Consider the following 26651-nt stretch of genomic DNA (forward strand, 5'->3'; position numbering starts at 1 on the left):
GGCAGGGCCATCCGGATCACATTGTCTCTGCGCTAGACGGTGTGCTCGTCCGCCACGGAGAGGGCCGCGTCGAGTGCGGCCAGACCCTCCTTGGCCTCCGCCTCCGTGATGTTGCAGGGCGGCACGACGTGGGTGCGGTTCATGTTGATGAAGGGCCACAGGCCGTGGGCCTTGGCCGCCGCGCCGAAGGCCGCCATGGGGGCGTTCGCCTCGCCCGCCGGGTTGTAGGGGACGAGGGGTTCGCGGGTCTCCTTGTCCCGTACGAGTTCAAGGGCCCAGAAGACACCGGTGCCGCGCACCTCGCCGACGCTCGGGTGGCGCTCCGCGAGCTCGCGCAGCCCGGGGCCGAGGACGTTCTCGCCGATCCGGGCGGCGTGCTCGACGACGCCCTCCTCCTCCATCACGTTCAGGGTCGCGACGGCGGCGGCGCAGGCGAGGGGGTGCCCGGAGTAGGTGAGTCCGCCGGGGTAGGGGCGGCGCGCGAAGGTCTCGGCGACGGCCTCGGAGATGGCGACACCGCCGAGCGGCACGTATCCCGAGTTCACGCCCTTCGCGAAGGTCATCAGGTCCGGGACCACGCCGGAGTGGTCGGCGGCGAACCAGTGGCCCGTCCGCCCGAAGCCGGCCATGACCTCGTCCAGGACGAAGACGATGCCGTACTCGTCGCAGAGCGCGCGGACGCCCTCCAGGTAGCCCGGGGGCGGGATCATGATCCCCGCCGTGCCCGGAATCGTCTCCAGGATGATCGCGGCGATGGTGGCCGGTCCCTCGAAGGCGATGGTGTCGGCCAGGTGCTGGAGCGCGCGCTCGCACTCCTGCTGCTCGGTCTCGGCGTGGAAGGGGGAGCGGTAGAGGAAGGGCGCCCAGAAGCGCACCACCCCGGCCGTGCCGCTGTCGTTCGGCCAGCGGCGCGGGTCGCCGGTGAGGTTGATCGCGGCGGCGGTGGCCCCGTGGTACGAGCGGTAGGCGCTCAGCACCTTCGGGCGGCCGGTGTGCAGCTTGGCCATCCGGGTGGCGTTCTCGACGGCCTCGGCCCCGCCGTTGGTGAAGAAGATCTTGTCCAGGTCGCCCGGTGTCCGCTCGGCGATCAGCCGTGCCGCCTCCGACCGTGCCTCGACGGCGAAGGCGGGCGCGAAGGTGGTCATCTTCCCGGCCTGCTCCTGGATCGCGGCGACGACCTTCGGGTGCTGGTACCCGATGTTCGTGAAGACGAGCCCGCTGGTGAAGTCCAGGTACCGCTTGCCGTCGTAGTCCCAGAAGTAGGCCCCCTCCGCACCGGCGACGGCGAGCGGGTCGATGAGCTCCTGCGCTGACCAGGAGTGGAACACGTGCGCACGGTCCGCGGCCTTCACGGCGGCGCCGGCCTGGGGATTGGGCTGAGGGGTCATGCGCCCGAGCGTAGGTGTCGCGGGTGCGGACGCGACATCGGCGTCCTGTCTGCGGTGCGGCCGGGAACGCGACAGGTTGTCGTGTGTGGGAGCGCCCGCCGAAGTCCCGGCCGAAAACGCGTGACCCCTTCCTCTGTTGACAGCATCCTGTCGTGATGACAGCATACTTACACAAGCGCAAGCAGGAGCAGCACCGAGGAGGAGCCATGACCCGCAAGCCCGTGTACCTCGCCGTCTACGACACGTTCGCCGACTGGGAGACCGGCCACACGACCGCGTATCTCGCCCGGGCCGGCTACGAGATCCGGACGGTCGGCGCGTCCGGCGACCCGGTGACCTCGATCGGCGGGCTGCGCGTCCTGCCCGACGTCGCACTCGACGACGTACGCCCCGAGGACGGCGCGCTGCTGATCCTGCCGGGAGCCGATCTGTGGGACACGGGCGACGAGCTCGCGCCCTTCGCCCGCAAGGCGGGGGAGTTCCTGGCCGCCGACGTGCCCGTCGCCGCGATCTGCGGCGGCACCGCGGGCCTCGCCCGCGAGGGCCTGCTCGACGACCGGACCCACACCAGCGCCGTCTCCTTCTATCTGGCCGCCACCGGCTACCAGGGCGGCGAGCGGTACGTGGACGCCGACGCCGTGACGGACGGCAAGCTGATCACCGCCGGGCCCACCGACCCCGTCGCGTTCGCCCGGGAGGTCTTCGGACTGCTCGGCGTGTACGAGGGAGAGGTGCTCGACGCCTGGTACCGGCTGTTCCACGACTCGGACGCGCAGGCCTACGCGGTCCTCGAGGCGGCCGGGCAGTGAGTGGGACGGACGAGGCGGTAAGGCGACGCCAGGACCTGTTCAGCCGGAGCGCGCTCTCCGTCTTCCGGCTGAACGGCCAGTTCCTGGCAGTGGCCGAGGAACTGGCCGGCCCCGCCGGACTCACCGCCGCCCGGTGGCAGGTGCTCGGCGCCGTCCTGCGGGAGCCCCTGCCCGTCTCCGGGATCGCCCGGTCCATGGGCATCACCCGGCAGAGCGTGCAGCGGATCGCCGACCTGCTGGTGGAGGGCGGGCTCGCCGAGTACGTACCCAATCCCGCCCACCGCCGTGCCAAGCTGCTCCGGCCGACCGAGGAGGGCCTCGCCGCCGTGCGGAGGATCGACCCCGGGCACGCGGCCTTCGCGGACCGTCTCACCCACGCCCTCGGCGAGGCGGGACTGGCCGAAACCGTACGGGTGCTGGAGCGGCTGGTCGCAGCGATGGAGACGGCCACCGAAGCGGCCGCTCACCCGCCCTCCGCTGTTACGGAACCGTAGACGCCGGCCCCGCCACCTCGCCGTTCGGCCGCACTATCCTCGGGTGTCGCACACGTACGGGGGAGGGCGGCGTACCGATGGAGAAGCTCGGATCTGCGGATCCGCACCGGATCGGCGCGTACCGGCTGCTGGCACGGCTGGGTGCGGGCGGTATGGGCCAGGTGTATCTGGCGCGTTCCGACCGGGGGCGGACGGTCGCGGTCAAGCTCGTCCGCAGGGAGCTCGCCGAGCAGGAGGAGTTCCGCGCACGCTTCCGCCAGGAGGTGCAGGCCGCCCGCCGTGTGGGCGGGTACTGGACGGCGCCGGTGCTCGACGCGGACACCGAGGCCGCGATCCCGTGGGTCGCCACGGGCTATGTGGCCGGGCCCTCGCTCCAGGAGGTCGTGGGCCACGACCACGGCGCGCTCCCGGAGCGTTCCGTAAGGATCCTCGCGGCCGGCCTCGCGCACGCGCTGAAGGACATCCACGCGGCCGGACTGATCCACCGCGACCTCAAACCGTCGAACGTCCTCGTCACGATCGACGGCCCGCGCGTCATCGACTTCGGCATCGCCCGCGCCCTGGAGACGGTCACCGACGGCGGCCTCACCCGTACCGGGGCGCTCGTCGGCTCACCCGGTTTCATGGCCCCCGAGCAGGTCCGCGGCGACCGGATCACGCCCGCCTGCGACGTCTTCTGCCTCGGCTCGGTCCTGTCGTACGCGGCCACGGGCGACCTTCCGTTCGGCGCGGCCAACAGCGGGGTGCACGCCCTGATGTTCCGCATCGCCCAGGAGGAGCCGGACCTGGAGGGCGTGCCGGAGGGCATCGCCGATCTCGTCCGCCGGTGCCTGCGCAAGGACCCGGCCGCCCGCCCGACGCTCGACTACGTCCTGGAGCGCACGGGAGCGGAGGACACGGTCTCGGACGGACGCAGCCGGGACCCCTGGCTGCCGGGGATGCTGGTCGCCCAACTGGGCCGTCACGCGGTGCGGTTGCTCGACGCGGAGGACCCGGAGGAGCGGGCTTCGGCCCGTCCGGCGCCGGAGGGCGAGACCGGCCGGGCCGACGGCGACGGTCCGACGGCACCCTCCGGGGACGCCGGGAGCAAGGGCGGCGAGGCCGAGAAGCCCCCGCAGCCCCCGGCCACCGCACCCCCTTCCGCACCCCCTTCCACTCCCGCCCCGGCGCCCCCGCTGCCGCCCCCGCCCACGACCCCTCCCCGTGCCACACCCCCTCCCGGCCCCGCTCCGGCACCCGAGGCCTCCCCGGAACACGCCCCCACCCCCGACGGATCCTCGCCGCCTCAGCCGGGGACCCCGGCGGCCGACCCCTTCGGCCACCTCCCCACGATGACCACGAGTCTGCCCGGGACACCCCCGCCGACAGGCCCGCCCCCCGGGCCTCCCGGGCACGCCCCCGCCCCGGGCCCGGTCCACCCGGCCTACGCGTACCCCCAGCAGCACCCCCCGCCCTCCGGCTACGGCTACCCGCTCCAGCCGCAGCCCGGCGCCTGGTCGGGGGGCCCCGCATACGTGCCCCCCGCGGGAGCGACCCCTCCCTACGGCCCCACACCCCCGTACGGTCCGGGGGCCGCACCGCAGCCGGAGCCTCCGCGAAGGGGCGGGCGGTCCACCGCCGTCCTGATCGTCGTGGCGCTGGTCGTCGCACTCGGCGCGGGTGCTTCCGTGTACGCCCTCATGAAGGGCGGCGGGGACGGCCGGGCCGACGGAGGCTCCAGCCCCACCCCGACGGGCGCGCCCACCACCCCGGGGCCGTCCGGTCAGGACGCCTCGGCACAGCCGTCCGCCTCACCGGAGGAGACGCCGGCGGACGGCGCGATCCCGGCCGGGTTCCTCGGCACCTGGACGGCGTCCATCGACAACGACACGGGCCACAACACCCGCAGGCTCACCATCCAGCAGGGCGAGGTGGGGGACACGGTCCTCTCGCTCACGGCGGACGGGCCCGCGGGCAGCGGTACGTACCACTGCGTGTTCCGGGCGGAGCTCGCCGAGGCCCCGAGTGCCGGCGGCCCCCTGCAGATCGGCCCGTCCGAGGTCACCGTCGGCGAACCGGCCACGTCCTGCTCGCCGGGCACGGCAACGGAGTTGACCCTCCTGCCGGACGGCCGGCTGCGCCGCGTGAACACGAGCAGCGGCGACGAGCTGACGTACACGAAGCAGTAGACCGGTACGAAGCCTGAACCGGCACGAAGCCTGAACCGGCACGAAGCGGTGGGCCTGCGCGGATCGGCAGGCCTGGGCGGAGTGCCTACCGGGGCTCGGGCGGGCGCTGCCGGGGCATGTTCGGGCGGGTTCCCGGAGGAAGCGGCGGCCGCCCGGGCGAAGCCGTGTCGGCCCGCGCACCCCCGTTCATCCCCGCCTGGATGGCGAGCGGTGCGGACCCGGTCCGGAACTCCACCATCCAGTCGGAGGTCTCCGCCCGCACCAGCTCCGTCACGTCCTCGGAGAACCGCCGCAACACACCGAGACACCGCTCCGCGGCCTCCCCGGCCGTCCCCTCGGTGGGCCCGAGGACCTCCCGCACGCACTCGGACGCCCAGTCGAACTGCAGTGCCTGCAGCCGCCGCTGCACGGCCTGCGCCGTCGCCACGTCCCTTATCCACCCGGAGGTCACCCCGAAGAAACGGTCCCCCGCCACACAGGCGACCCCCACCAGCAACGCCAGATATCCCCAGGCGGCGCCCCCGCCCAGCACCCCGGCGAGATCCAGCAGCGGCAGCGCCGCCCCGGCCAGGGCGCCGGCGGCGGCCCCCGCCCGCAGCGCCCGCGCCCCCCGCCGCTTCCACACCCGGTCGGCGAGATACCAGGACGCCGTGGTCAGCGCACCCGCCTCCACCCACCGGTACAGCTCGTGCAGCCGGTCGCCCGGCTCCCCCCAGTCGCCGAGCGGGAAGGTCCGGCCCATCAGATCGCCCGGTTCCAGCCCCCGGGGCACGAGACCCGCGGGCCCGGCCCCACCCGGGCCCTGCCCACCGGGCCGCGCACCGTCGCCCCGACCGTCCTGGGCCGATCCTTCGGGCTGCATGTCCGGCTGGCTCACCCGACGCTCCCTAATCGTTACGTTGCGTGACGGTAACGTGGCGCGAGGTGCTGATGCGCCGCACCCTTACTACCTCCCAATGGGTGGCGATGGCCCTGGTTTCAGGGCTTTTCCGCTCGGACGTGGGTCTTGGTCAGGTATAGGCCAACCCGTCCTCTCACTCGAAAGAGTGCTGGAGCGACGGCCCGGTAGACCACGTAGGCTCGTGCCAAGGCGGAAAACCCGCCGGACAGCCCGGACACAGCCGTGCCCGCACGAGCGCGCACGGTGGTCCTCACAGCCGTACGAAACCAGGAGCTGATCGTGATTCCCGGTGGTGGCCAGCCCAACATGCAGCAGCTGCTCCAGCAGGCCCAGAAGATGCAGCAGGACCTCGCGAACGCCCAGGAGGAGCTGGCGCGCACGGAGGTCGACGGCCAGGCGGGCGGCGGCCTGGTGAAGGCGACGGTGACGGGCTCGGGCGAACTGCGCGGTCTGGTCATCGACCCGAAGGCCGTCGACCCGGAGGACACCGAGACCCTCGCCGACCTGATCGTCGCGGCGGTCCAGGCGGCCAACGAGAACGCCCAGACACTCCAGCAGCAGAAGCTCGGCCCGCTGGCCCAGGGGCTGGGCGGCGGCAGCGGCATCCCCGGTCTGCCGTTCTAAGTCAACCCGGCGGTCCCTTCTAAGAAGGCCGACCGCCAACTACCGTACGTACGAAGAGAGCAAGCGCGACTACGGTACGTACCGAGCGAGCAGAACGACGAGCAGAAGCACGAGCTGAAGAACGAGCAGGAACGGGAAGGCAATCCGTGTACGAAGGCGTGGTCCAGGACCTTATCGACGAGCTGGGGCGGCTGCCCGGCGTCGGTCCCAAGAGCGCGCAGCGGATCGCCTTCCACATCCTCCAGGCCGAGCCGACGGACGTACGCCGTCTCGCGCAGTGCCTGATGGAGGTCAAGGCGAAGGTCCGCTTCTGTGCCACCTGCGGGAACGTGGCGCAGGAGGAGCTGTGCAACATCTGCCGCGACCCGCGCCGCGACCTCTCGGTCATCTGCGTCGTCGAGGAGCCCAAGGACGTGGTCGCCGTCGAGCGGACACGCGAGTTCCGGGGCAAGTACCACGTGCTCGGCGGCGCGATCAGCCCGATCGAGGGCGTGGGCCCGGACGACCTGCGCATAAGGGAGCTGCTGGCGCGGCTCGCCGACGGCGCGGTCACGGAGCTGATCCTGGCCACCGACCCGAACCTGGAGGGCGAGGCCACGGCCACCTATCTCGCCCGCATGATCAAGCCCATGGGCCTGCGGGTCACCCGCCTCGCCAGCGGGCTGCCGGTGGGCGGCGACCTCGAGTACGCCGACGAGGTCACCCTGGGGCGCGCCTTCGAAGGAAGGCGGCTGCTGGATGTCTGAACGACTGGTTGATGTACGGAACGAAGTTCTTGTCGAACTTCATTACGGAGTTCTTGAGGAAGGCCGGCTTCTAGATGTCTGACGCCACGCTGCATGCGACCGCTCCGGACCCCGACGACTTCGCGGTCCAGATCGCGGACCAGGTCGAGAGCTTCCTCGTCGCCGTGACAGAGGTCGCGAAGGGGGACGAGCCGGACTCGGCCGTGCCCTTCCTGCTCCTTGAGGTCTCCCAGCTCCTGCTGGCCGGCGGCCGCCTCGGCGCGCACGAGGACATCGTCCCCGACGAGCGCTACGAGCCGGACCTGGGCCCGGAGCCGGACGTCGACGAACTGCGCGAGCGGCTCGCCGAGATGCTCGACCCGGTCGACGTCTACTCGGAGGTCTTCGACCCGTACGAGCCGCGCAAGGCCCCGGTCCCGGCCCGTATCTCCGACGACCTGGCCGACGTCATGGCGGACCTGCGCCACGGCATGGCCCACTACCGGGCGGGCCGCACCACCGAGGCCATGTGGTGGTGGCAGTTCTCGTACTTCTCCAACTGGGGCTCCACGGCCTCGGCCACCCTGCGCGCCCTCCAGTCCCTGGTGGCGCACGTCCGCCTGAACCAGCCCCTTGAGGAGCTGGACGGCCTGGACACCGACCAGGACCTCAGCGAGGAGGCACTCGCGGAGGCGGCCGGAAAGGTCATGGCGGAGGAGATCGCGGGACCGCTGGGCCTGCGGACGGTCAAGTAGCCGTTCTTTTCCGTACGTTGTGGGGCGCGGCGCACTCGCCGCGCCCCACAACGCGTTGTACGAACGATTCGTCCGCCCTCGTGCGTGACAGCGGCCCCGAGACCCCGGTTCAGCGGTCCTGAGGCCCCGGTTCAGCGGTCCCGAACCCCCGGTTCAGGAACCCGGTGTAGGAGAGGCCTCCGGCGTCGGGTCCTCCTCCGGTTCCTCCGTGGGCTCCGGCTCCGGCGGCGCGGTCGACAGGTCGGCCTGGTCCCGCACCGCGGCCACCCAGCGGTCCGACATGGTCGCCTGCCCGTTGCCGTCGGAGTCCGGCACGCCGGGCGCGCCGGCCTCCGTGTCCGGGATCGGCTGGTCGCCGTGCACGGGGATCAGCGTGTTGAACCGCTGCTCCTCGTTGTAGTTCGTGGCGAAGAGGTAGCGCTTGCCGACCTGGAGGAGGTGATCGTCCTCGGGGAGGACGAGTACGCCCTCCTCGTCGGTGCCGCCGAGCTGGTTGACGACGACGGTTCCGGTCACGTCCCCCTTGAACACCCGCTGTACGGCCACCGCGTACTGGGTCTCCGGGCCGACGCCCAGGTCCTTCTGCCCCTTCAGGGCGGTGACCTTGCCGTAGAAGAGGTCCTCGGCGCCTCCGGCGAGGTTCGTGTCGACGGAGAAGTCGGCGTCGAAGGTCAGGTGCATCTCGGCCGTCCCGCCGACGGCCGCGTTGCCCTCGTCCGACTCCTGGTACGCGACGAAAGCGGCGGTGCCGACGCCCAGCGCGGCGATCACCGCGGTGGCCACGACGACGGCCGTCCTCCTGCTGATGGGCTTCCTGTTCATCGGATCAGTCCCAGAGGTCGTGGTAGGCCACGCGGTCGGTGTGGACCGGGCGCGCGTTGGCCGGGAGGTAGCCGATGGTCTTGGACATCAGCGTGCCGTTGGGCTTGTGCGACAGGCCGAGCGCGTGGCCGAGCTCGTGAGCGGCGGCCTTGCGGCGCCAGCCCTTCGCTCCGTACTTCTTTCCGCTGTCCAGGAACGCCGTGTTCATCAGGATCCGGTCGGCACCCTTGCGGGGGGCCCAGCCCCCGACCCACTTGACGTCGTCGCGCTTGATGTCCCTCCACTCGAGATCGGCGATCGTGTCCCACTCGTCCGGGGCGATCTTGATGCTGGTCAGGCCGTACTGCGAGTTGTTCCAGGCCGTCGCCGCCCACTTCCGGGCGTCGTCGTACTTGGTCTCGTCCTCCCAGCGGATCTCCTTGTTGTCCACGGACGAGCGGCCCCGCGAGTCGGCGGAGGCGGTGCCCGGGTGCCCGAGTACCGCGACGGCCACGGCGACCACACCCAGGAACCCCGCGTGCGTCAGTCTTCGAGCCGGTCTTCGTATGGGGTGCTTCACTGTTGTTCCCCCTGATTCGGTTGTTTGCAGGTGTCGTTCGATCCCGACGGATGGTCTCTCTCCGTCAGAGGTGATCACCGTATGTCAAAGCCGATCAAGGGGAGTTGGGTTTTCCGCGGTCCGGTTTGTATGAACCTTGTCCGTGCGCTGGACCTGTGCTGGACGGGCCCTTACCCGTGTGACGAGAGGGTTGGATCACTCCCCCAGGGGAGCAAGTCCACCCCACCGCACAGGAGTTGTGATGAAGCGTTCCATAGGTACCCGCGCAGCGATCGTCGGCGTCGCCCTGGTGGCCGCCGGAGCCGTCACCGTCGGTGTCAGCCAGGCCGCGCCGGAGCACAGGTCGGAGCCCGCGGCGAGCCAGGCCGCGAAGCCGACCAAGAAGCAGATCGCCGCGCTGTTCGACGGCTGGAACAAGGCCCTGCAGACCGGGGACTCGAAGAAGGTCGCCGACAGATACGCCAAGGACGCCGTACTCCTGCCGACCGCCTCCCCCGTCATCCGCACGGACCGCGCCGGGATCGTCGACTACTTCGACCACTTCCTGCTGAACAAGCCCAAGGGCACGAAGATCAAGTCCGTGATCAACGTCCTGGACAGCAACTCGGCGATCGACGCGGGGCTGTACGTGTTCAACCTCACCGACCCGAAGACCGGTGAGAAGAAGGACGTCGAGGCCCGCTACACGTACGAGTACGAGAAGCGCGGCGGCACGTGGCTGATCGTCAACCACCACTCCTCGGTGCTGCCCGCCGCAAGCTGAACCGGACGCACAGTCCCCCGCCGGGGGCGTCCCGCAGCACCACCGTGCCGCCGTCGTCCGTGACCAGCTGCTTGACGATGGCCAGTCCGAGCCCCGAGCCGGACCGGCCCGTCAGGCCCTGGCCGCGCCAGAAGCGGTCGAAGGCGCGGGACTTGTCCGCGTCGGACATGCCGGGCCCCTGGTCCAGCACCGACAGCAGGACCTCGTCGGGGTGGGACGACACCTCCACGGTGATCGTCCCGCCGTCCGGCGAGACCTCCAGAGCGTTCGACAAGACGTTGTCCAGTACCTGGTCGAGATGACCCGGGCTGGCCAGCACAAGCGGCCGGCCGCCGGCAACTCCCCCCAGAGCGATGGTGACGCCACGCTCGTCGGCGGCCGGTCTCCACACCGAGAAGCGCTCCTCGATCACGTCGAGGAGCGCCAGCGGCTCGGCCGCGGACACCTTCGCCTCCGCGCGCGCCAGCACCAGCAGACCGTTGACCAGCCGGCTCATCCGGACCACCTCGGAGGTGGCCTGCTCCACGTCCTCGCGTACGAACTCGTCGTCGGTGCCGTCCGCGATGTTGTCCAGGGAGAGCCGCAGAGCCGTCAGTGGTGTCCGCAGCTGGTGGGAGGCGTCGGCGACGAAGATGCGCTGCGCGGCGACCAGGCTGTCGAGGCGTTCACCGGCCGAGTTGAGCGTGCGGGCCAGCTGCTGGGTCTCGTGCGGGCCCTCCACCGGCGAGCGTGCCGTCAGGTCGCCGTCGCTGAAACGGGTCGCCATGTCGTTGAGCTGGCGCAGCGGCCGGGTGAGGCGGCGGGCCACGAAGGCGCCGATGAAGGCGGCCACGGCCAGTACGCCGACCGCGAGCACGGCCCGGAAGCCCCAGATGCTCCACAGCCGCTTGCTGAGGTCGGAGGTCAGGTACTGGATGCGTACCGCGCCGACGACCCGGTCCTTGTCGTCCGCGGCCCGGGCCGGAACGGTGACCACGAGGTGCTTGCCCCAGACGAAGGAGGAGCCCCAGTCGACCGTCGGCTTCTGCTGCTCAAGGGCCCGCGTGATCGCCGCGTCGTCCGCGGGGAGGGGGAGCGAGGCCACCGCCGCGCCGGTGGAGCCGACCACCTGGACGGTGCCGGGGGTGTCGTCGGAGTAGGCCCCGGCCATCCGGGCGAGCGCCTGCCGCGAGGACGCGTCCCCCTCGCCCAGCAGCAGCGCCATGGTGGTGGCCTCGCGTTCCACCGACTCCTCGGTGTCCCCGCGCAGCTGCGCGGTCAGCGTGAAGGCCACCGGCACGGTGAACGCGGCCAGCGCGACGGCCACCAGGAGGACGTAGCTGACGATCAGCTGCCGGATCACGAGCCGGACGCCCTCTGCCCGGGATCCCGCGCGATCTCCAGGCGGAAGCCGACCCCGCGGACCGCCTCGATGGTGATCGCGCCCGACAGCTTCCGCCGCAGCGCCGCCACATGGACGTCCAGCGTCTTCGTCGGCCCGAACCAGTTCGCGTCCCAGACCGCTTCCATGATCTGTTCGCGGGACATCAGCGCGCCCGGCTCCTCGGTGAGGAAGGCCAGCAGGTCGTACTCCTTGGGCGCGAGGGCGATTTCCTGGCCGTCCAGCCGTACGCGGGCCGCCTTGCGGTCGATGGTCAGCCGCGTCCCGTACTGGTCGGGGCCCGCGTCGGCCGAAGCGGGCGGCCGGGCGCGCCGCATCACCGCCCTTATCCGCGCGATGACCTCCCGCACGCCGAAGGGCTTGGTCACGTAGTCGTCGGCGCCGAGCTCCAGGCCGACCACGCGGTCCGTCTCGTCGCTGCGCGCGCTGATCACGATGATCGGCACGTCACCACGCGCCCGCAGCGCCTTGCAGACGTCGAGGCCGTCGGTGTCGGGGAGACCGAGATCGAGCAGCACGACGTCGTACGGATCCCCGTGGGCCAGGGCGTCACCGCCCGTGGCGGCCCACGCCACCTCGAAGCCGTAACGCAGCAGCCCGCGCCGGAGCGACTGGGCTACCGGTTCGTCGTCTTCCACCAGGAGTACGCGCACAAGCGGAACCTTAGTGCTTGAAATTTAACGGGTCGGGCGCCGGGTGTGACGCGGCGCACTTTGCGAGTGAGGTGCGACCGAGCAGGGCAGATGCGGTCCTGGAGCGGCCGAAGGGCCGGACGACGGCGACCGACCGAATCGGACCACCGGAATCCGGACCGGCCCGGATGATCAGCACGTGAGCGGGACATCTCACGATGCGATATCGACCGGGTGGAATTCGGCCGCTCGTTAGACTGAGCCGACCGCAGTCGTGCGGTACGAGACGGACTGAGCGAGGAGCGCACGTGGGCCTTGTCGTGCAGAAGTACGGAGGCTCCTCCGTAGCCGATGCCGAAGGCATCAAGCGTGTCGCCAAGCGAATCGTCGACGCCAAGAAGAACGGCCACCAGGTCGTTGTCGTGGTGTCGGCGATGGGTGACACGACGGACGAGCTGATCGATCTCGCCGAGCAGGTATCCCCGATCCCTGCCGGGCGTGAGTTCGACATGCTGCTGACCGCAGGAGAGCGGATCTCCATGGCGCTGCTGGCCATGGCGATCAAAAACCTGGGCCACGAGGCCCAGAGCTTCACCGGCAGCCAGGCAGGCGTGATCACCGACTCCGTCCACAACAAGGCGCGCATCATCGATGTCACGCCGGGCCGCATCCGGACGGCGCTCGACGAGGGCAACATCGCGATCGTCGCCGGGTTCCAGGGCGTCAGCCAGGACAAGAAGGACATCACCACGCTGGGGCGCGGCGGGTCCGACACCACGGCCGTCGCCCTCGCCGCCGCCCTCGACGCCGAGGTCTGCGAGATCTACACGGACGTCGACGGTGTGTTCACCGCCGACCCGCGGGTGGTGAAGAAGGCCCGGAAGATCGACTGGATCTCCTCCGAGGACATGCTGGAGCTCGCCGCCTCCGGCTCCAAGGTGCTGCTGCACCGCTGCGTCGAGTACGCACGCCGTTACGACATCCCGATCCACGTCCGCTCGTCCTTCTCCGGACTGCCGGGCACCTGGGTCAGCAACGAGAATCCGCAAGGGGACGCGCAGGTGGAGCACGCCATCATCTCCGGAGTCGCTCACGACGTCTCCGAAGCCAAGATCACTGTCGTCGGCGTTCCGGACAAGCCGGGTGAGGCCGCGGTGATCTTCCGCGCCATCGCGGACGCCGAGATCAACATCGACATGATCGTGCAGAACGTGTCCGCGGCCTCCACGGGCCTCACGGACATCTCCTTCACGCTTCCCAAGACCGAGGGCCACAAGGCCATCGAAGCCCTGGAGAAGGCGAAGGGCGCGATCGGCTTCGACTCGCTGCGCTACGACGACCAGATCGGCAAGATCTCCCTGGTCGGCGCGGGTATGAAGACCAACCCGGGCGTCACCGCCTCCTTCTTCCAGGCGCTGTCCGACGCGGGCGTCAACATCGAGCTCATCTCGACCTCCGAGATCCGCATCTCGGTCGTGACCCGCCAGGACGACGTCAACGAGGCCGTGCGCGCCGTGCACACCGCCTTCGGACTCGACTCCGACAGCGACGAGGCCGTCGTCTACGGGGGCACCGGCCGCTGATGGTCAAGGTCGTGGGACCCCTGGCCGCGAAACCGACGCTCGCGGTCGTGGGCGCGACCGGAGCCGTCGGCACGGTCATGCTCCAGATCCTGTCCCAGCACGCGGACATCTGGGGTGAGATCCGTCTGATCGCCTCGCCGCGCTCGGCCGGCCGCAAGCTGGCCGTGCGCGGCGAGCAGGTCGAGGTGATCGCCCTGACGGAGGAGGCCTTCGACGGGGTCGACGTCGCCATGTTCGACGTACCCGACGAGGTGGCCGGGCGCTGGGCGCCGGTCGCGGCCGCCAAGGGGGCCGTCGTGGTCGACAACTCCGGCGCGTTCCGGATGGACCCCGAGGTGCCGCTCGTGGTGCCGGAGGTCAATCCGCACGCCGCCCGGGTCCGCCCGCGCGGCATCATCGCCAACCCGAACTGCACGACCCTGTCCATGATCGTGGCCCTGGGCGCGCTGCATGCCGAGTTCGGGCTGCGCGAGCTGGTGGTGTCCTCGTACCAGGCGGTGAGCGGGGCAGGGCAGCGCGGCGTCGACACGTTGCGGCAGCAGTTGAAGCTGGTCGCCGGTACGGAACTGGGGACGGCCCCCGGCGACGTACGGCGGGCCGTGGGGGACAACACCGGACCGTTCCCGGAGCCGGTGGCGCTCAACGTGGTGCCGTGGGCCGGGTCCGTGCGCGAGGACGGCTGGTCCTCGGAGGAGATGGAGGTGCGGGACGAGTCCCGCAAGATCCTCGGGCTCCCGAACCTGCCTGTCGCCGTCACCTGCGTCCGTGTGCCGGTCGTCACCACGCACTCGCTGACCGTCCACGCCCGTTTCCAGGGCGAGGTGACGGTGGACAAGGCGCGGGAGATCATCGCCACCGCCCCGGGGGTCGTCCTCTTCGACAACCCTGCGGCGGGCGAGTTCCCGACGCCGGCCGACGTGGTCGGGACGGACCCCACGTGGGTCGGGCGGGTGCGGCGAGCGCTCGACGATCCGACGGCGCTGGAGCTTTTCGTGTGCGGGGACAACCTCCGCAAGGGCTCCGCGCTGAACACGGCACAGATCGCGGAACTGGTGGCGGCGGACCTCTGACCTGCCCGGGACTCGCGAGCCGCGGGGGGATACGCGACATATCGCCTCGCGCTCGCCGATCCGGGCGGGAAATCTTCTGGTCGTAAGCTGAATCCTTTGTAGGATCTGTGTGACTTTGGTGGTTCGATCATGGTCGGAACTGTGGTCCGGACCACTTGAATCGAAGCCTCTGGCGTTCGAAGATTTTTCTCCCCGTTCTCCGCAACCGCGCGGAGGGCGGGGAGCGTCTTTGCGGTCGCCCTTCAGGGGCGACCGGACGCCACGCTGGTATGGGGCATAGGGGATGAGTTTTACGTATGAGGGCATTTAGCGCACTGTCTCGCATGCAGTCCGACGCAAATGTGATGCCTGTCGCGTACAACCCCGACGGGGGGACGCGTGTCCAACTGGCGTGGCAGAGGTACTCGAATTCTCACCCACTCTCGGCTCCGTTCGAGCCGGGGGGCTCCCAGCGGCGACGCTCGGCACGGCCCTGCGTCCGCCCCGCCGACCCCGCACGTCCGGCGCGCCCGGCGGCGGCATGCCGGTGATCGCCCCCATGCCCGCAGCGCGGTCGGCCCGCATCCCCAATCAGCGTGAGGGCGCTGACGAGGCACTGGCGGCCGGCACCACCGTCGACCATCTCACCGAGACCTACCGCGCCCACTACAGGTCGCTCCTCGGCCTCGCGGCGCTCCTTCTCGACGACACCGCGTCCTGCGAGGACGTCGTCCAGGAGGCCTTCATCCGGGTGCACTCGGCGCGCAAGCGCGTGCGGGACCCGGAGAAGACGCTCGCCTATCTGCGCCAGACCGTCGTCAACCTCTCGCGTTCCGCGCTGCGCCGGCGCATCCTCGGTCTGAAGCTCCTCTCCAAGCCGATGCCCGACATGGCGAGCGCCGAGGAGGGCGCGTACGACCTGCTGGAGCGCGACGCCCTGATCAACGCGATGAAGGGCCTCCAGAGACGCCAGCGCGAGGTTCTGGTCCTGCGATACTTCGCGGACATGACCGAGGCGCAGGTCGCCGAGACCCTCGGAATCTCGCTGGGCTCGGTGAAGGCGTACGGCTCGCGCGGCATCGCGGCGCTGCGCATCGCCATGGAGGCGGCGGCATGAGCGGGCACGACGATCGGGCACGCCACGACGAACACGGTCGCCACGGCGACGACGACGAACATGAGCAGCACGCTGGGAACGGAACTGTGAATCACGGCGCCTCGGAGAACTCGGGCCCGGAAGGGTCGGGTTACTCGGACACGGAAGCCCTCCCGTCGGATCCCTCGCCGGATCCCGCGTCGGACGGCACCTCGGACAACGCCCCGGACGACGCTTCGGAGCACGGCTCGGACAGCGCCTCGGGCAACTCGGCGGACCTTTCGCCGGACGACAGCCGGCCGGACGACGCCTCCGGCAACACCGCGGGCGACGCCACGCGCGACGTGCCGGATGCCCCGGCCGACGTGACGGGTGCCTCGGACGCGGAGTCCGCCGACCCGCGGTCTCGGGACTCGGGCGGATCCGGCGCCGAGGCCGTCGGCATCTTCGGTCTCAGCGCGGTCGGGTCCGGACCGGACGGGTTCGGCTCCGACGAACTGGCCCTGCGGCGGCTGCTGCACCAGGCCGTCGAGGAGATCGAGCCGACCGACGGCACGCTGGACCACCTGCGGCGCGCGGTACCGGCCAGGCGGGCACGCAAGCGCCAGGCCATCGTCGGCATGGCCGCCGCCGCGCTCTTCATCGGCACGGCCGTCCCGGCCCTCGTACACGTCTCCAACGCCTCGGGCTCCGGCGACGACCAGTCCATCGCGGCCAACGCGTCGGCGACCCAGGGCGGTGCCAACGAGGGCAAGGAGGCCTCCGCGGGCAGTGGCTCCGGCGACTCGAGCCCTTCCAAGGGCTCCGGCAAGGGCGACAAGAAGGACAAGCCCGGCAAGGGCAAGGGAAGCGGCAGCGGAACGACCGGCGCCCAGCCGTCCGCCTCCATGGTGGGCGCACCCACCTGCACGCCGGCGCAGCTCACCGCCGTGGACGGCGGCGCGGCAGCCCCCGACGCGGGCGGCGCGGTCTACGGCACCTTCACGGTCACCAACGTTTCCACCGCCAGCTGTACGGCAGTCGGCGACGGCTCCGTCTCCTCGAGCGCGGCGGGCGCCGCGGACCAGTCCAAGGTCACCACCACTCTCCATCAGGCGGGCGACCCGGCCACCAGCCTGCCCGACCCGGCCGGCTACGCCACGAACGTGGTCCTGCAGCCGGGCGGGTCGTACAGCGTGAAGTTCGCCTGGGTGCCGTCGTCGACCTGCCCGACCACCGGCGGCACCGGCGGCACCGGCGGCGGGGAACCGACGCCCGACCCGAGCCCCTCGGAGAACACTGCGGGTGACAGCGGCGGTACGTCCTCCGAGGGCACCAGCGGTGTCGGTACGCAGCTCGTGCAGGAGGACGGGACCGTCGACGGAAGCGTCACCGTGTCCTACGCGGCCGAGGGCGGCGCACCGACGGCTGCGACGACCGTGTCCAACGCCTGTGCCGGGACGGTCTACCGGACCGGGATGCTGTCCGGGGCCTGAAGCCGGGTCCCGACCGCCGCTCGGGCGGAGCAGGCCGCGCCGCGCGGTCGAGCCGGGCGGCGTGAACCACTGCGGGACTGCCCCGCCTGGAACGGGTCCGTGGACTGGGCGGGGCCGTTGGCTGGGCGGGTCCGCCGAGTAGGTCGCTCCGGGACCGGCAGCCCCGGGGGACGTCAGGCCGTGGGAGAGGACGACACCTTCGCGGTGTTGGTGTCAGCGCGGCCGTCCGCGGCCCCGACGGGGGTGTCCGGGGCTGTTTCGGCCGTCTCGCTGCGGCCCGCGGCGGCCTCGCCGCCGGTGCCGTCCCGGGAGGCCTCGCCCTCCGAGGGAGCCTCCTCCGTGAGACCCAGCTCCGCGTCCTCGGCGAACTCCACCTCACGCCGCATCAGCCGGAACCACATGAAGACGACGAAGCCCGCGAAGACGAACCACTCACCGGTGTAGCCCAGGTTCTGGAAGGCCTTCAGGTCCAGACCCGTGTCCGAGGGAGCCGTGGCGGGCACGGCCTTCATGCCCGCGTCCGCCTCGGCGAGAGTGATCCACGCGTCGTACACCTCGTACGGCACGAGATTCACCAGTGACGCCGAGCTGATCGCACCGGTCTGCCCGGCGGGGAGCCCACCGGCAGCGGGCACGCCGTTCGACCCGGGTGTCTCCGATGCCTGGAGCGCCCCGGTCACGGTGACCTCGCCGGCCGGAACCGCCGGGGCCTTCGCGGTGTCGGCGTCACCGGGGAGCCAGCCCCGGACCACCGGCAGGGCCCTGCCGTCGTCGGTACGCAGCATCGTCAGAACGTAGAAGCCGGGCTTGTCGTCCAGCTCCCGGTCCGGCACGAGCAACTGCTTCCCGTACCGGCCCGTCGCCGTGGCCTGCTTGCCCGACGTCTCCTTGTCCACCGGCAGCAGCTCGGCGAGCGGCCGTGCCGCCTGCGTTTTGGCCGCCGTGGCCTGCTCACCGGCGTCGCGATGGTCCTGGACCCGGTCCTCGAACCGCCCCAACTGCCATGACCCCATGAAGATGCAGAAGGGGATGGCCAACAGCACGAAGACGTTGATCCCCCACCAGCGGGGCGTCAGCAGGAACCGGTACACAACCTCAAAGGTACGGGCCCTCGCGGAGGCCCCGGTCGAGGGGGTGCCTCAGCCGGGCCCTCCCGCGAGGGCGCTCGGTGCCATGGGACAGCCGGGGGCGGGCGCGGCCGCCGGCGCGGTCACCTGCCCAGGTGTCGCTCCGCGAAGTCGAGCTCCAGCCGGACCTGCTTGATCCGCTCGTCCACGACCAGCGAACCGTGCCCCGCGTCGTAGCGGTACACCTCGTGGTCCGCGTCCCGCGCGGCGAGCCTGACCACGTAGTTCTCCACCTGGCGGATCGGACAGCGCGGGTCGTTGACCCCGGCGGAGATGTAGACCGGCGCCTTCACCGCGTCGACGTACGTCAGCGGGGACGACGCCTCGAAACGCTCGGGAACCTCCTCCGGGGTGCCGCCGAGCAGCGTGCGGTCCATCGCCTTCAGGGCCTCCATCTCGTCGTGGTACGCCGTGACATAGTCCGCGACCGGTACCGCGGCGATGCCGAGCGCCCACGCCTCGGGCTGCGTACCGAGCCCGAGCAGGGTCAGGTAGCCGCCCCACGAGCCGCCCGTGAGGATCAGCCGGGCCGGGTCGGCGAGCCCGGACGAGACCGCCCACTCCCGTACGGCCTCGATGTCCTCCAGCTCGATCAGACCGACCCGGTGCTTGAGGGCGTCCGTCCACTCCCTCCCGTACCCCGTGGAACCCCGGTAGTTGACCCTGACCACCATGTACCCGTGGTCCACCCAGGCCGCCGGGCCCGCCCCGAACGAGTCGCTGTCGTGCCAGGTCGGGCCGCCGTGGATGTCGAAGACGGTCGGCAGGGGGCCGCTCACTCCGGCGGGCCGCTGCACGAGGGCGTGGATGCGGCCGCCGGGGCCCGTCACCCACACGTCCTCGACAGGCACCGACTCCGGTGCCTTCATGCCGGGCGGGTCCAGGACGACCTCACCGGACGTCGACCGGACCACCGGCGGCTGCGCGGCCGACGACCACAGGAACTCCACGCTGCCGTCCGGGCGGGCCGTCGCACCCGACACCGTGCCCTTCGGCGTGGGAACCCGCTCCAGGTGACGGGCCGCCAGGTCGAACCTCCACAGCTCGCTGCGCGCCTCGAAGCTGTTGACCACCAGCAGGGCGGAGCCGTCCGGATACCACTCGGCGCTCAGGTCGCCGTCCAGCTGCGAGGTCAGCGCCAGGTCCGTCTCCTCGCCGGACGCCACGTCCCACACCATCGGCTCCCAGCGCCCGCGCCGCTGGTGCCCGACGAGCAGTCGCGTGTCCCCGTCGACCGGGGCGAAGCCCAGCACCTCCAGGCCCAGCTCGACCGTGCCGCCCTTGGTGTCGTCCAGCTCCGCCACCGCCGAACCGTCCATCCGCAGCACCCGCAGCGCGGAGTGCATCGCGTCACCGTGCTCGGTGTGCTCGATCGCGATCAGCGAGCCGTCGTGCGAGAGGTCGCCGACCCCGGCCGACTCCCGGTGCCGGTAGACCTCGACGGGGTCCTCGCCGGTCCGGCTGACGTAGATCGTCGACCCGTCCTCGTCGGTCGACCTGCCGACGATCGCCGTCCGCCCGTCCCGGCCGAGCGCTAGGCCCGCGGGATAGGAGGGGGCGAGCCCGGGAGCCGCGGGCCCGTCGGGAACGGCCGCGCCACCGTCACCGCCGGCCCCGGCGAACGGCTGCCGCCGCCAGATCCCGAACTCGTCCCCGTCCTTGTCGTCGAACCACCAGATCCACTCGCCGTCCGGCGACAGCACGCCGTCCGTCGTCCCGTTGGGGCGGTCCGTGACCTGGCGCTGGGCGCCCGTCTCACGGTCCCACGCGTACAACTCGTACGTCCCTGTCGCGTTCGACACGAACAGGGACCGGTGCGGAGCGTCCTCCGCCCAGTCCGGCAAGGACACCCGCGGCGCCCGGAAGCGCTTTTCCCAGTCGGGCATGGTTCCGTCGTGCGGGATCGCCCGGTTGCTCTCAGTCATGGCCCCATACTGCACGCCCCGGACGACATTCCGCCGCCGGGGTCCCCAGCCTGTGGAAAACTCTCCCGGCGAAGACCGCCGCGGAAGAGCCGGAATCCTGATCCGCGCAGGTCAGGGCCGGTTGTCAGGTGCCGAGCCACCAGCCGCTCAGCACCGCACGGCAGGCCACCGACGGCTACGGGCCCGTGCGTTCCCGGGGGCGCCGGCCCAGCAGTTCGGCGAGGCCTCGTCGGGTGGCGGCGATGACGACGCGGTCCCCGGACCCGAGCACGTAGGTGGGCGGCAGGTCCCAGACCAGGCCGGACGGCCGTTCCGGGACCGAGGCGTCGCGGCCCGGGGCCGGCGGGGCCGGTGGCGCGGTACGGTCCGGCGCTGTCGGCGCCGGGACGGGCTGCTGGCGGGTGCGGCGGCCCGCCGGAGCGGCCGTGTCCAGGGCCAGCACCCGCCACGACCCGGCACGGAACGCCTCGGCGACGGTACGGCCCTCCAGCTGCGGATGCCCCGACACATCCAGGGCCGCGAAGAGCAGGACCCGGCGTTCCACGGGGATCGCCCCCAGGATCTGGCGGCCCATCATCGCCCCGGCGAACGCGGGCGCGGCCAGGTGGGAGACGCTCCGGCTGCGGGTGAGCGCGTGCGGGTGCGTGGCGCGCAGGGTGCGGTAGACGGCCGTGGCGAAGTCGTCGTCGTACAGCCGTAGGACGACGCGCAGATCGGGGCGCACCGACCTCGCGTACAGGGCGGCTTCGAGGTTGGTGGTGTCGGCGCTGGTCAGGGCCAGCAGAGCGTGTGCCCGATGGATCTTGGCGGCTTCCAGGACGCCCTCCTGGGTGACATCGCCGAGCACGACGGGCACCCGCAGCCGACGTGCCAGCGCGAGCCCTCGTGCTTCGGGGTCCGCCTCGACGCACACCACGGGGATGTCGAGTTCGCGAAGGCGCGCGAGGACGCGCGTACCGATCTTGCCGACGCCGAGGAGTACGACGTGACCGGAGAGCCCCCGCGGCGGTTTCCGCAGCGCCGACCCGCTGCGGAACGTACCGAGGCCCTCCAGGACGGCCGCGAGGAGCACCGGAAGCAGCAGCAGCCCGACGAGACCGGAGAGGAGCTGGAGGATCTGCCGGCCGAGGGGGTCGCCGAGCGCGGGATCGTTGATCGCGAAGAGGTCGAGGAGGGTCAGGTAGGTGGCGTGCAGCGGATGGGCGCCCGTGATGGCCATGGACGCGACGGCGAGCGCGACCACACAGGCCACCAGACCGGCGAAGGACCAGCGCAGCCGTCGGGAGAACAGCCTGCCGATGGGCAGCACGCTGCGGCCCGGCGGGAGCGGGGGACCGGAGTACGACACGGTCTCCAGGACGATGGTGCCGCGGCCGGTCGCGGCGGCCACGGACGCCTCGTCGGGCAGCAGCCGCGGCCCGTGCTCACCGCTGCTCTCCGAACCGTCCGCCCCGGCCGGGTCGTTGGTCGTGGCCGAGAGCAGGGCCAGCGTGCACAGCCCGGGGTCGGCGACCTCTCCGGGCCCCGGCGGCCGGCGTTCCACGGCCCGCAGCATCAGCCCGTCGGTCTGCACGACCTTGCTGGTACCTGCCACCGCGGTGGCCGCCAGCGCGGGCGCGGCGGTGTCCGCGTCGGAGAGCACGGTCGTGGAGGCGTCCAGGAGGCCGGGTACGGGCGCGTCCGCGGACTCCCCGACTCCCGCCATGGCCAGGGCGGACGCCTGGTCGAGCAGGGCCTCGATGTGCTGGCCGAGACGGCGGTTGTAGAGCCGGACGACCAGGCGCAGACGCGGGTTGAGCCGGCGCGCCATCAGAGCGGCGCGGATGTTCGTCTCGTCGTCGTCATGGACGAGTGCCAGCGCGGCGGCGTGCTCCACGCCGGCCTCGGCGAGCACGGCCTCGGTCAGGACCGCGGCCTCCAACACGCGTGCGGAGCGCGGCCCTTCGGAACCACCGGCGCGGCGACCGGACGCGCCGTCACCACCGCTGCCACTCGCGCCACTGCCGCTGCTTCCGCCGCTGGTCCCGCCGCCTCCGCTCCCGGCTGCGCCTCCACTGCCGACCGCACTTCCGCTTCCGGCGCCGGTGACGCCGTTGCCCGCGGCCCGGGTCATCGCCGCCGACACGCGGTCGAGCAGTGTCGAGGCACGCGCCCGGCCGACGACCGGTGGCCGCTCGGTCCGCTCGGCGGACGGCACGACCAGCGTGACCCGCTCCCCGTAGACACCGCGCAACTCGGCCGCGAGCCGGTGCGCCAGGGCATCGTCTCCGCACACCACCATGTGCGCGGCACGATCGTCCGACCCGCTCTGATCCGGAAGGCTCACCACAACATCACAGAGTGCCTCACGAGCACGGACGGTTGCACACAGGCCTGCCGCGGCGGAGCCGACGCCCGATCCCGGCCGGAAGCCGGGATGAGAAGCTGTGCCCGAACGGGCGTACTGAAGGTGGAGGGCGATCCACCGACGAAGCCCTCCCCTACCGGAGGTACCTCTCCCGTGACCACAACCAACACAGCGCCGCCCAAGGTTGAGGACCGTGAGACGGACGAGCGGCAGGGCTGGCAGTTCAACTCGCCTCTCGTCCTGACCATGCTGCTCCTCGCGGGAGTCGTGCTGCAGGGCCCGATCCGCGGAGCGCTGTCGGCGCCCGTGATGCAGAGCTGGATGACCGTGTTCGTCGCGGTGATCGTGCAGGCGCTGCCCTTCCTCGTACTCGGTGTGCTGCTGTCGGCGGTCATCGCGGTGTTCGTCCCGCCGTCGTTCTTCGCCCGCGCGCTGCCGGCCCGGCCCGCCCTCGCGGTACCGGTCGCAGGCATGGCCGGGGCGGTGCTGCCCGGGTGCGAGTGCGCGTCCGTGCCGGTGGCCGGAGCGCTGGTGCGCCGGGGTGTCACGCCCGCGGCGGCGCTGGCGTTCCTGCTGTCGGCCCCGGCGATCAACCCGATCGTGCTGACCGCGACGGCCGTCGCGTTCCCGGGCGAGCCGCGGATGGTCCTGGCCCGTTTCGTGGCGAGCCTGCTGGTGGCCTGCGCGATGGGCTGGCTCTGGCAGCGGCTGGGCCGTGCCGACTGGTTGCGCCCACCGGCCCGCCCCTCCTCCGAGGGCCTCGGCAGAGGGGCGGCGTTCTGGGGATCCGTACGGCACGACGTGATGCACGCGGGAGGGTTCCTGGTCGTCGGCGCGATGGCCGCGGCCACGCTCAAGGCGGTGGTCCCGGCGGACTGGCTCAGCCTCGCCGCCGACAACATGGTGGTGTCGATCCTCGCCCTGGCCGTTCTGGCCGTACTCCTCTCCATCTGCTCCGAGGCGGACGCGTTCGTGGCCGCGTCCCTCACCCAGTTCTCGCTCACGGCCCGGCTGACCTTCCTGGTCGTCGGCCCGATGATCGACCTGAAGCTCTTCGCCATGCAGACCGCCACGTTCGGCCGCGAGTTCGCCCTGCGCTTCGCGCCCGCCACGTTCACGCTGGCCGTCCTGGTGTCGTCGCTGGTAGGGGCGGTGCTCCTGTGAACCGCCAGGCACAGGCAGCCGTGCTCCTCCTCACCGGCGGAGCGATCCTGCACGTGGGCCTCACAGATCTCCATCTGCGGTACGTGAAGGCGGGGTTGCAGCCGTTGCTGCTGGCGGCGGGGGCCGTCCTGATCGCCACGGCGGTCGCGACGGTCTGGTACGAACGCAAGGACTCACGCACCCGGACGGCCCACGCCGACACGAGCGCTGCCCGGACTCCTGCTTCAGCCCTGGGCGCCGGTGACGAGGACGACAAGGGCCGCGAGGGTGACGGCGAACCCGACCCCGCCCCCTGCCGCGACAGGGAAGACGAGCCCGCCCACGCGGAAAGGGAGGCGGAGCCCCACCTCCACCCCCATCCCCATCGCGAACCCCGTATCGCCTGGCTGCTGGTCCTCCCGCTCCTCGCCCTGATCCTCGTCTCCCCGCCCGCTCTCGGTTCGTACAGCGCCCTGCGCGCGGGCACCGCCCTTCAGGAACAACCGTGGGGCTTCGCCGACCTCCCCCCGGGGGACACCGTCCGCCTGAGCCTCGTCGACTACGCGGGCCGCGCGGCCTACGACCACGGCCGCTCGCTCGACGGCCGCCGCATCAAGACCGCCGGCTTCGTGGCCGTGGGCCGCGACGGCACCCCCTACCTGGTGCGTATGGCGCTCAGTTGCTGCGCCGCCGACGCCGTGCCGGTGAAAATAGGGCTGACCGGCCGGACGCCTCCCGTCCTGCAACCGGACACATGGCTGGAGGTCACCGGCACCTACACCGCGAAACGGACCAAGGACCCGGTGAACAACGGCATCATCCCGTTCCTCGACGTCACCGCCGCGAAGCCGGTCGCGGCACCCCGGGACCCGTACGACGAGAGCTGGAACGGCTGAGCGGCGGCCCACGACGGAACGCGCCGGCCAACCTGTCGATCCTCTGTCGATACCGGGCACACGCGGGGGAGAAGGGCCGGGGTTGGGCCAGGATGAAACGAGCGGCTGCCGTGAACCAACGGATCCGTCACCAGAGTTGGGGCCCACCGGCCCAGTCCCTGGCACGGATCGGCCGCCCCACAAGCCACGCGCCCCAGCAACCCCACCCCCCTCACCCACGCACCCTCCACCCCACACGCACGGAGGCCCGGAACCATGATCCGCAACCACCCCACCCCCTCCAGGCGCGCGCTCCTGGGCGGCGCGGCTCTGACCGCCCTCGCGGCGGCGACCGGCGCCGGGACGGCGAACGCAGCCACCACGACCTCCACCTCCCCCGCCCCGTGGCCGACGGAGTTCCCGCTCCCCGACGGCTTCCTCCCCGAGGGCATAGCCATCGGCGGAAAGCCGTACGCGTACATGGGCTCGCGGGCCAACGGCGCCCTGTACCGCACCGACCTGCGTACGGGCGAGGGCCGGATCCTCTTCGCGGGCGGCACCGGCCTGCTGGCCGTGGGCCTCAAACTCGACCACGACGGCCTGTTGTACGTGGCAGGCAACACGGGTGTGGCCCGTACCCATGACTCCCGCACGGGCGAAGTGGTCACAACACACCAACTGACGGAAGCAACCGGCCACTTCATCAACGACGTGACGCTTCTCGGCGACCGGGCCTGGTTCACGGACTCACGCGCCGCCGCGCTCTACGCGATCCCGCGAGGCCGAGCAGGTTCCCGGCCCCGGTCACGAGCCGGAGTCGGAGCTGAAGCCGGAGCCGTACGAACCCTGCCCCTGACCGGCGACTGGGTCCAGACCCCCAACGTGAACAACGCCAACGGCATCGTCGGCACCCCCGACGGCCGCGCCCTGATCGTGGTCAAGAGCTCCCCGGGCGAGCTCTACAAGGTGAACCTCAGGACGGGCCACGCCACCAGGATCACCCTGGTCGGCGCGACCGACGTCGTCAACGGCGACGGCCTCTACCGCATCGGCCGCACGTTGTACGTGGTCCAGAACCGCCTGAACCTCATCACCGTGTTCCACCTGAACGCAGGGTCCACGACGGCGACCCTCACGGGCACGATCACGGACCCCCGTTTCGACGTCCCCACGACAGCGGCCCGCTTCGGCAACCGCCTGTACCTGGTCAACGCCCGCTTCACGAGCCCTCAGACCCCGGAAACGACGTTCAACGGGGTCGCGGTCCCCCTCTGAAGCACAACGCGCCGACTCAGCCGACGATGAGGATCAACAGTCCGAGCCGGCAAGCACATCGGTCTGGGTGGTCCTTACGGTGCCGGAACGTCCCACTGCCCGGTGTTCGCGGAGAATCCGCTGTTCATCGTGAACTGCACTTTGCTCGTCGCGGAGTTGGCGGGAACTTCGAAGGAGATGAAGCCCAGTCCACTGTCGCCGGGCGCGATGGTGACGCTGCCGGGAAAACCGGGGCCGGCGGAGGTGCCTTGGTAGGTGGCCTCGAACTGCTGCCCTTCGGTGTCCACGAGCCTGGCTCCATTGCTGGGCGCGTCGGAATAGACCTCGCTACCCGTGTTCTCCAACCGGAACTGAACAGCGACGAACCTCTTGCCCGGGCCAGGAGTGGAGTACTCGTTCTCGGCGGCAGCGGGGTCGACGACTTTCACCACGGTGACGGCGAGAGCCTCACCGCTCTCGTTGCCGGTCAGATTCAGGGTCTCGCCCATGGCTGCCGCGGAGGAACGACTGGGTGTGGGGCTGGGGCTGGGCGCCTCGGAGGAAGAAGCGGCCTCGGCCGGAGCACTGGTCGCCCGGGAACTGTCGGGCGCCGTGGTGACCGTCTTGTCACCGGAACAGCTGACGGCGGCGGTCAGAACCCCCGCGAGGACGAAACCAACGGCACGACGCATCGGACCTCCCGGGTATCACCACCCCCGGCAGCACACCCCCAATGCTCCACCCCCCGAACCCTGC

The 26651-nt window shown here is 71.4% G+C and carries 24 protein-coding genes; 14 read left to right on the plus strand and 10 right to left on the minus strand.

Annotated features, from left to right (window positions below; translation table 11 throughout):
• Nucleotides 1-32: 32 nt before the first annotated feature.
• Nucleotides 33-1388 carry an aspartate aminotransferase family protein gene (locus O1Q96_RS03145; protein WP_269246749.1) on the minus strand — a complete coding sequence of 452 codons (1356 nt, stop codon included), beginning with the start codon at nt 1386-1388 and terminating at the stop codon, nt 33-35.
• Between the two features lie 206 nt (nt 1389-1594).
• Between O1Q96_RS03145 and O1Q96_RS03150 the strand changes: the two genes are divergently transcribed.
• From O1Q96_RS03150 to O1Q96_RS03160, 3 genes are all read left to right on the plus strand, one after another.
• Nucleotides 1595-2197 carry a type 1 glutamine amidotransferase family protein gene (locus tag O1Q96_RS03150; RefSeq protein ID WP_269246750.1) on the plus strand — a complete coding sequence of 201 codons (603 nt, stop codon included), beginning with the start codon at nt 1595-1597 and terminating at the stop codon, nt 2195-2197.
• Complete coding sequence (locus O1Q96_RS03155; RefSeq protein WP_269246751.1) at nt 2194-2691, plus strand: MarR family winged helix-turn-helix transcriptional regulator; 498 nt, start codon at nt 2194-2196, stop codon at nt 2689-2691. Before O1Q96_RS03150 ends, O1Q96_RS03155 begins: the two co-directional genes overlap by 4 nt.
• Nucleotides 2692-2768: 77 nt before the next feature.
• A complete protein-coding gene (locus tag O1Q96_RS03160; RefSeq protein WP_269246752.1) occupies nt 2769-4859 on the plus strand; it encodes a serine/threonine-protein kinase in 2091 nt (696 codons plus the stop codon).
• A gap of 85 nt (nt 4860-4944) precedes the next feature.
• On the opposite strand, the gene O1Q96_RS03165 is transcribed toward O1Q96_RS03160, so the two are convergent.
• Nucleotides 4945-5736 carry an SLATT domain-containing protein gene (locus O1Q96_RS03165; RefSeq protein WP_269246753.1) on the minus strand — a complete coding sequence of 264 codons (792 nt, stop codon included), beginning with the start codon at nt 5734-5736 and terminating at the stop codon, nt 4945-4947.
• A 303-nt stretch (nt 5737-6039) separates the two neighbouring features.
• Here O1Q96_RS03165 and O1Q96_RS03170 point away from each other — a divergent pair, with 303 nt between their 5' ends.
• The 3 genes from O1Q96_RS03170 (at nt 6040) to O1Q96_RS03180 (ending at nt 7864) form a co-directional block, all read left to right on the plus strand.
• Entirely contained in the window at nt 6040-6384 is a 345-nt protein-coding gene (locus O1Q96_RS03170) for a YbaB/EbfC family nucleoid-associated protein (RefSeq protein ID WP_190202919.1), read from the plus strand.
• Between the two features lie 146 nt (nt 6385-6530).
• A complete protein-coding gene (recR, locus tag O1Q96_RS03175) occupies nt 6531-7130 on the plus strand; it encodes a recombination mediator RecR (RefSeq protein WP_189773119.1) in 600 nt (199 codons plus the stop codon).
• Between the two features lie 74 nt (nt 7131-7204).
• Nucleotides 7205-7864, plus strand: coding sequence for a DUF5063 domain-containing protein (locus tag O1Q96_RS03180; protein WP_269246754.1), 660 nt, complete (start codon nt 7205-7207; stop codon nt 7862-7864).
• A 153-nt stretch (nt 7865-8017) separates the two neighbouring features.
• Here O1Q96_RS03180 and O1Q96_RS03185 read toward each other — a convergent pair whose 3' ends face one another.
• Nucleotides 8018-8686, minus strand: coding sequence for a hypothetical protein (locus O1Q96_RS03185; RefSeq protein ID WP_269246755.1), 669 nt, complete (start codon nt 8684-8686; stop codon nt 8018-8020).
• Between the two features lie 4 nt (nt 8687-8690).
• Nucleotides 8691-9245 carry a matrixin family metalloprotease gene (locus O1Q96_RS03190; RefSeq protein ID WP_269246756.1) on the minus strand — a complete coding sequence of 185 codons (555 nt, stop codon included), beginning with the start codon at nt 9243-9245 and terminating at the stop codon, nt 8691-8693.
• 241 nt (nt 9246-9486) lie between these two features.
• Here O1Q96_RS03190 and O1Q96_RS03195 point away from each other — a divergent pair, with 241 nt between their 5' ends.
• Entirely contained in the window at nt 9487-10008 is a 522-nt protein-coding gene (locus O1Q96_RS03195) for an SgcJ/EcaC family oxidoreductase (RefSeq protein WP_269246757.1), read from the plus strand.
• Here O1Q96_RS03195 and O1Q96_RS03200 read toward each other — a convergent pair.
• Both O1Q96_RS03200 and O1Q96_RS03205 read right to left on the minus strand, forming a co-directional pair.
• On the minus strand, nt 9971-11350 hold the full coding sequence (locus O1Q96_RS03200; protein WP_269246758.1) for a sensor histidine kinase: 1380 nt from the start codon (nt 11348-11350) through the stop codon (nt 9971-9973). The genes O1Q96_RS03195 and O1Q96_RS03200 overlap by 38 nt on opposite strands.
• Nucleotides 11347-12042: a response regulator transcription factor gene (locus tag O1Q96_RS03205; protein WP_269246759.1), complete on the minus strand. Its 696-nt coding sequence runs from the start codon at nt 12040-12042 to the stop codon at nt 11347-11349. The genes O1Q96_RS03200 and O1Q96_RS03205 overlap by 4 nt, the downstream gene beginning before the upstream one ends.
• Nucleotides 12043-12329: 287 nt before the next feature.
• On the opposite strand from O1Q96_RS03205, the gene O1Q96_RS03210 reads away from it, so the two are divergent.
• The 4 genes from O1Q96_RS03210 to O1Q96_RS03225 all read left to right on the plus strand — a co-directional run bounded on the left by O1Q96_RS03210 (nt 12330) and on the right by O1Q96_RS03225 (nt 17224).
• Nucleotides 12330-13604: an aspartate kinase gene (locus O1Q96_RS03210; protein WP_269246760.1), complete on the plus strand. Its 1275-nt coding sequence runs from the start codon at nt 12330-12332 to the stop codon at nt 13602-13604.
• On the plus strand, nt 13604-14674 hold the full coding sequence (locus tag O1Q96_RS03215; protein ID WP_269246761.1) for an aspartate-semialdehyde dehydrogenase: 1071 nt from the start codon (nt 13604-13606) through the stop codon (nt 14672-14674). Before O1Q96_RS03210 ends, O1Q96_RS03215 begins: the two co-directional genes overlap by 1 nt.
• Before the next feature lie 520 nt (nt 14675-15194).
• Nucleotides 15195-15770, plus strand: a complete 576-nt coding sequence (locus O1Q96_RS03220; protein ID WP_269253450.1) for a SigE family RNA polymerase sigma factor — start codon at nt 15195-15197, stop codon at nt 15768-15770.
• Nucleotides 15767-17224, plus strand: a complete 1458-nt coding sequence (locus tag O1Q96_RS03225) for a hypothetical protein (protein ID WP_269246762.1) — start codon at nt 15767-15769, stop codon at nt 17222-17224. The genes O1Q96_RS03220 and O1Q96_RS03225 overlap by 4 nt, the downstream gene beginning before the upstream one ends.
• Before the next feature lie 173 nt (nt 17225-17397).
• On the opposite strand, the gene O1Q96_RS03230 is transcribed toward O1Q96_RS03225, so the two are convergent.
• The 3 genes from O1Q96_RS03230 to O1Q96_RS03240 all read right to left on the minus strand — a co-directional run bounded on the left by O1Q96_RS03230 (nt 17398) and on the right by O1Q96_RS03240 (nt 22557).
• Nucleotides 17398-18315, minus strand: a complete 918-nt coding sequence (locus O1Q96_RS03230) for an SURF1 family protein (RefSeq protein WP_269246763.1) — start codon at nt 18313-18315, stop codon at nt 17398-17400.
• 119 nt (nt 18316-18434) lie between these two features.
• Nucleotides 18435-20276: a S9 family peptidase gene (locus tag O1Q96_RS03235; RefSeq protein WP_269246764.1), complete on the minus strand. Its 1842-nt coding sequence runs from the start codon at nt 20274-20276 to the stop codon at nt 18435-18437.
• 175 nt (nt 20277-20451) lie between these two features.
• The gene (locus O1Q96_RS03240; protein WP_269253451.1) at nt 20452-22557 is read right to left on the minus strand and encodes a potassium channel family protein; all 2106 of its coding nucleotides are present in this window, start codon (nt 22555-22557) and stop codon (nt 20452-20454) included.
• 219 nt (nt 22558-22776) lie between these two features.
• Here O1Q96_RS03240 and O1Q96_RS03245 point away from each other — a divergent pair, with 219 nt between their 5' ends.
• The 3 genes from O1Q96_RS03245 to O1Q96_RS03255 all read left to right on the plus strand — a co-directional run bounded on the left by O1Q96_RS03245 (nt 22777) and on the right by O1Q96_RS03255 (nt 25916).
• Nucleotides 22777-23787 (plus strand): permease, encoded by a 1011-nt coding sequence (locus O1Q96_RS03245; protein ID WP_269246765.1) that lies wholly within the window; start codon nt 22777-22779, stop codon nt 23785-23787.
• Complete coding sequence (locus tag O1Q96_RS03250; RefSeq protein ID WP_269246766.1) at nt 23784-24662, plus strand: TIGR03943 family putative permease subunit; 879 nt, start codon at nt 23784-23786, stop codon at nt 24660-24662. Before O1Q96_RS03245 ends, O1Q96_RS03250 begins: the two co-directional genes overlap by 4 nt.
• Nucleotides 24663-24917: 255 nt before the next feature.
• Nucleotides 24918-25916: an SMP-30/gluconolactonase/LRE family protein gene (locus O1Q96_RS03255; protein WP_269246767.1), complete on the plus strand. Its 999-nt coding sequence runs from the start codon at nt 24918-24920 to the stop codon at nt 25914-25916.
• Nucleotides 25917-25990: 74 nt separating this feature from the next.
• On the opposite strand, the gene O1Q96_RS03260 is transcribed toward O1Q96_RS03255, so the two are convergent.
• Nucleotides 25991-26587, minus strand: a complete 597-nt coding sequence (locus O1Q96_RS03260) for a DUF4352 domain-containing protein (RefSeq protein ID WP_269246768.1) — start codon at nt 26585-26587, stop codon at nt 25991-25993.
• Nucleotides 26588-26651: the final 64 nt, after the last annotated feature.

The organism is Streptomyces aurantiacus (genome assembly GCF_027107535.1).
Taxonomy (GTDB): domain Bacteria; phylum Actinomycetota; class Actinomycetes; order Streptomycetales; family Streptomycetaceae; genus Streptomyces.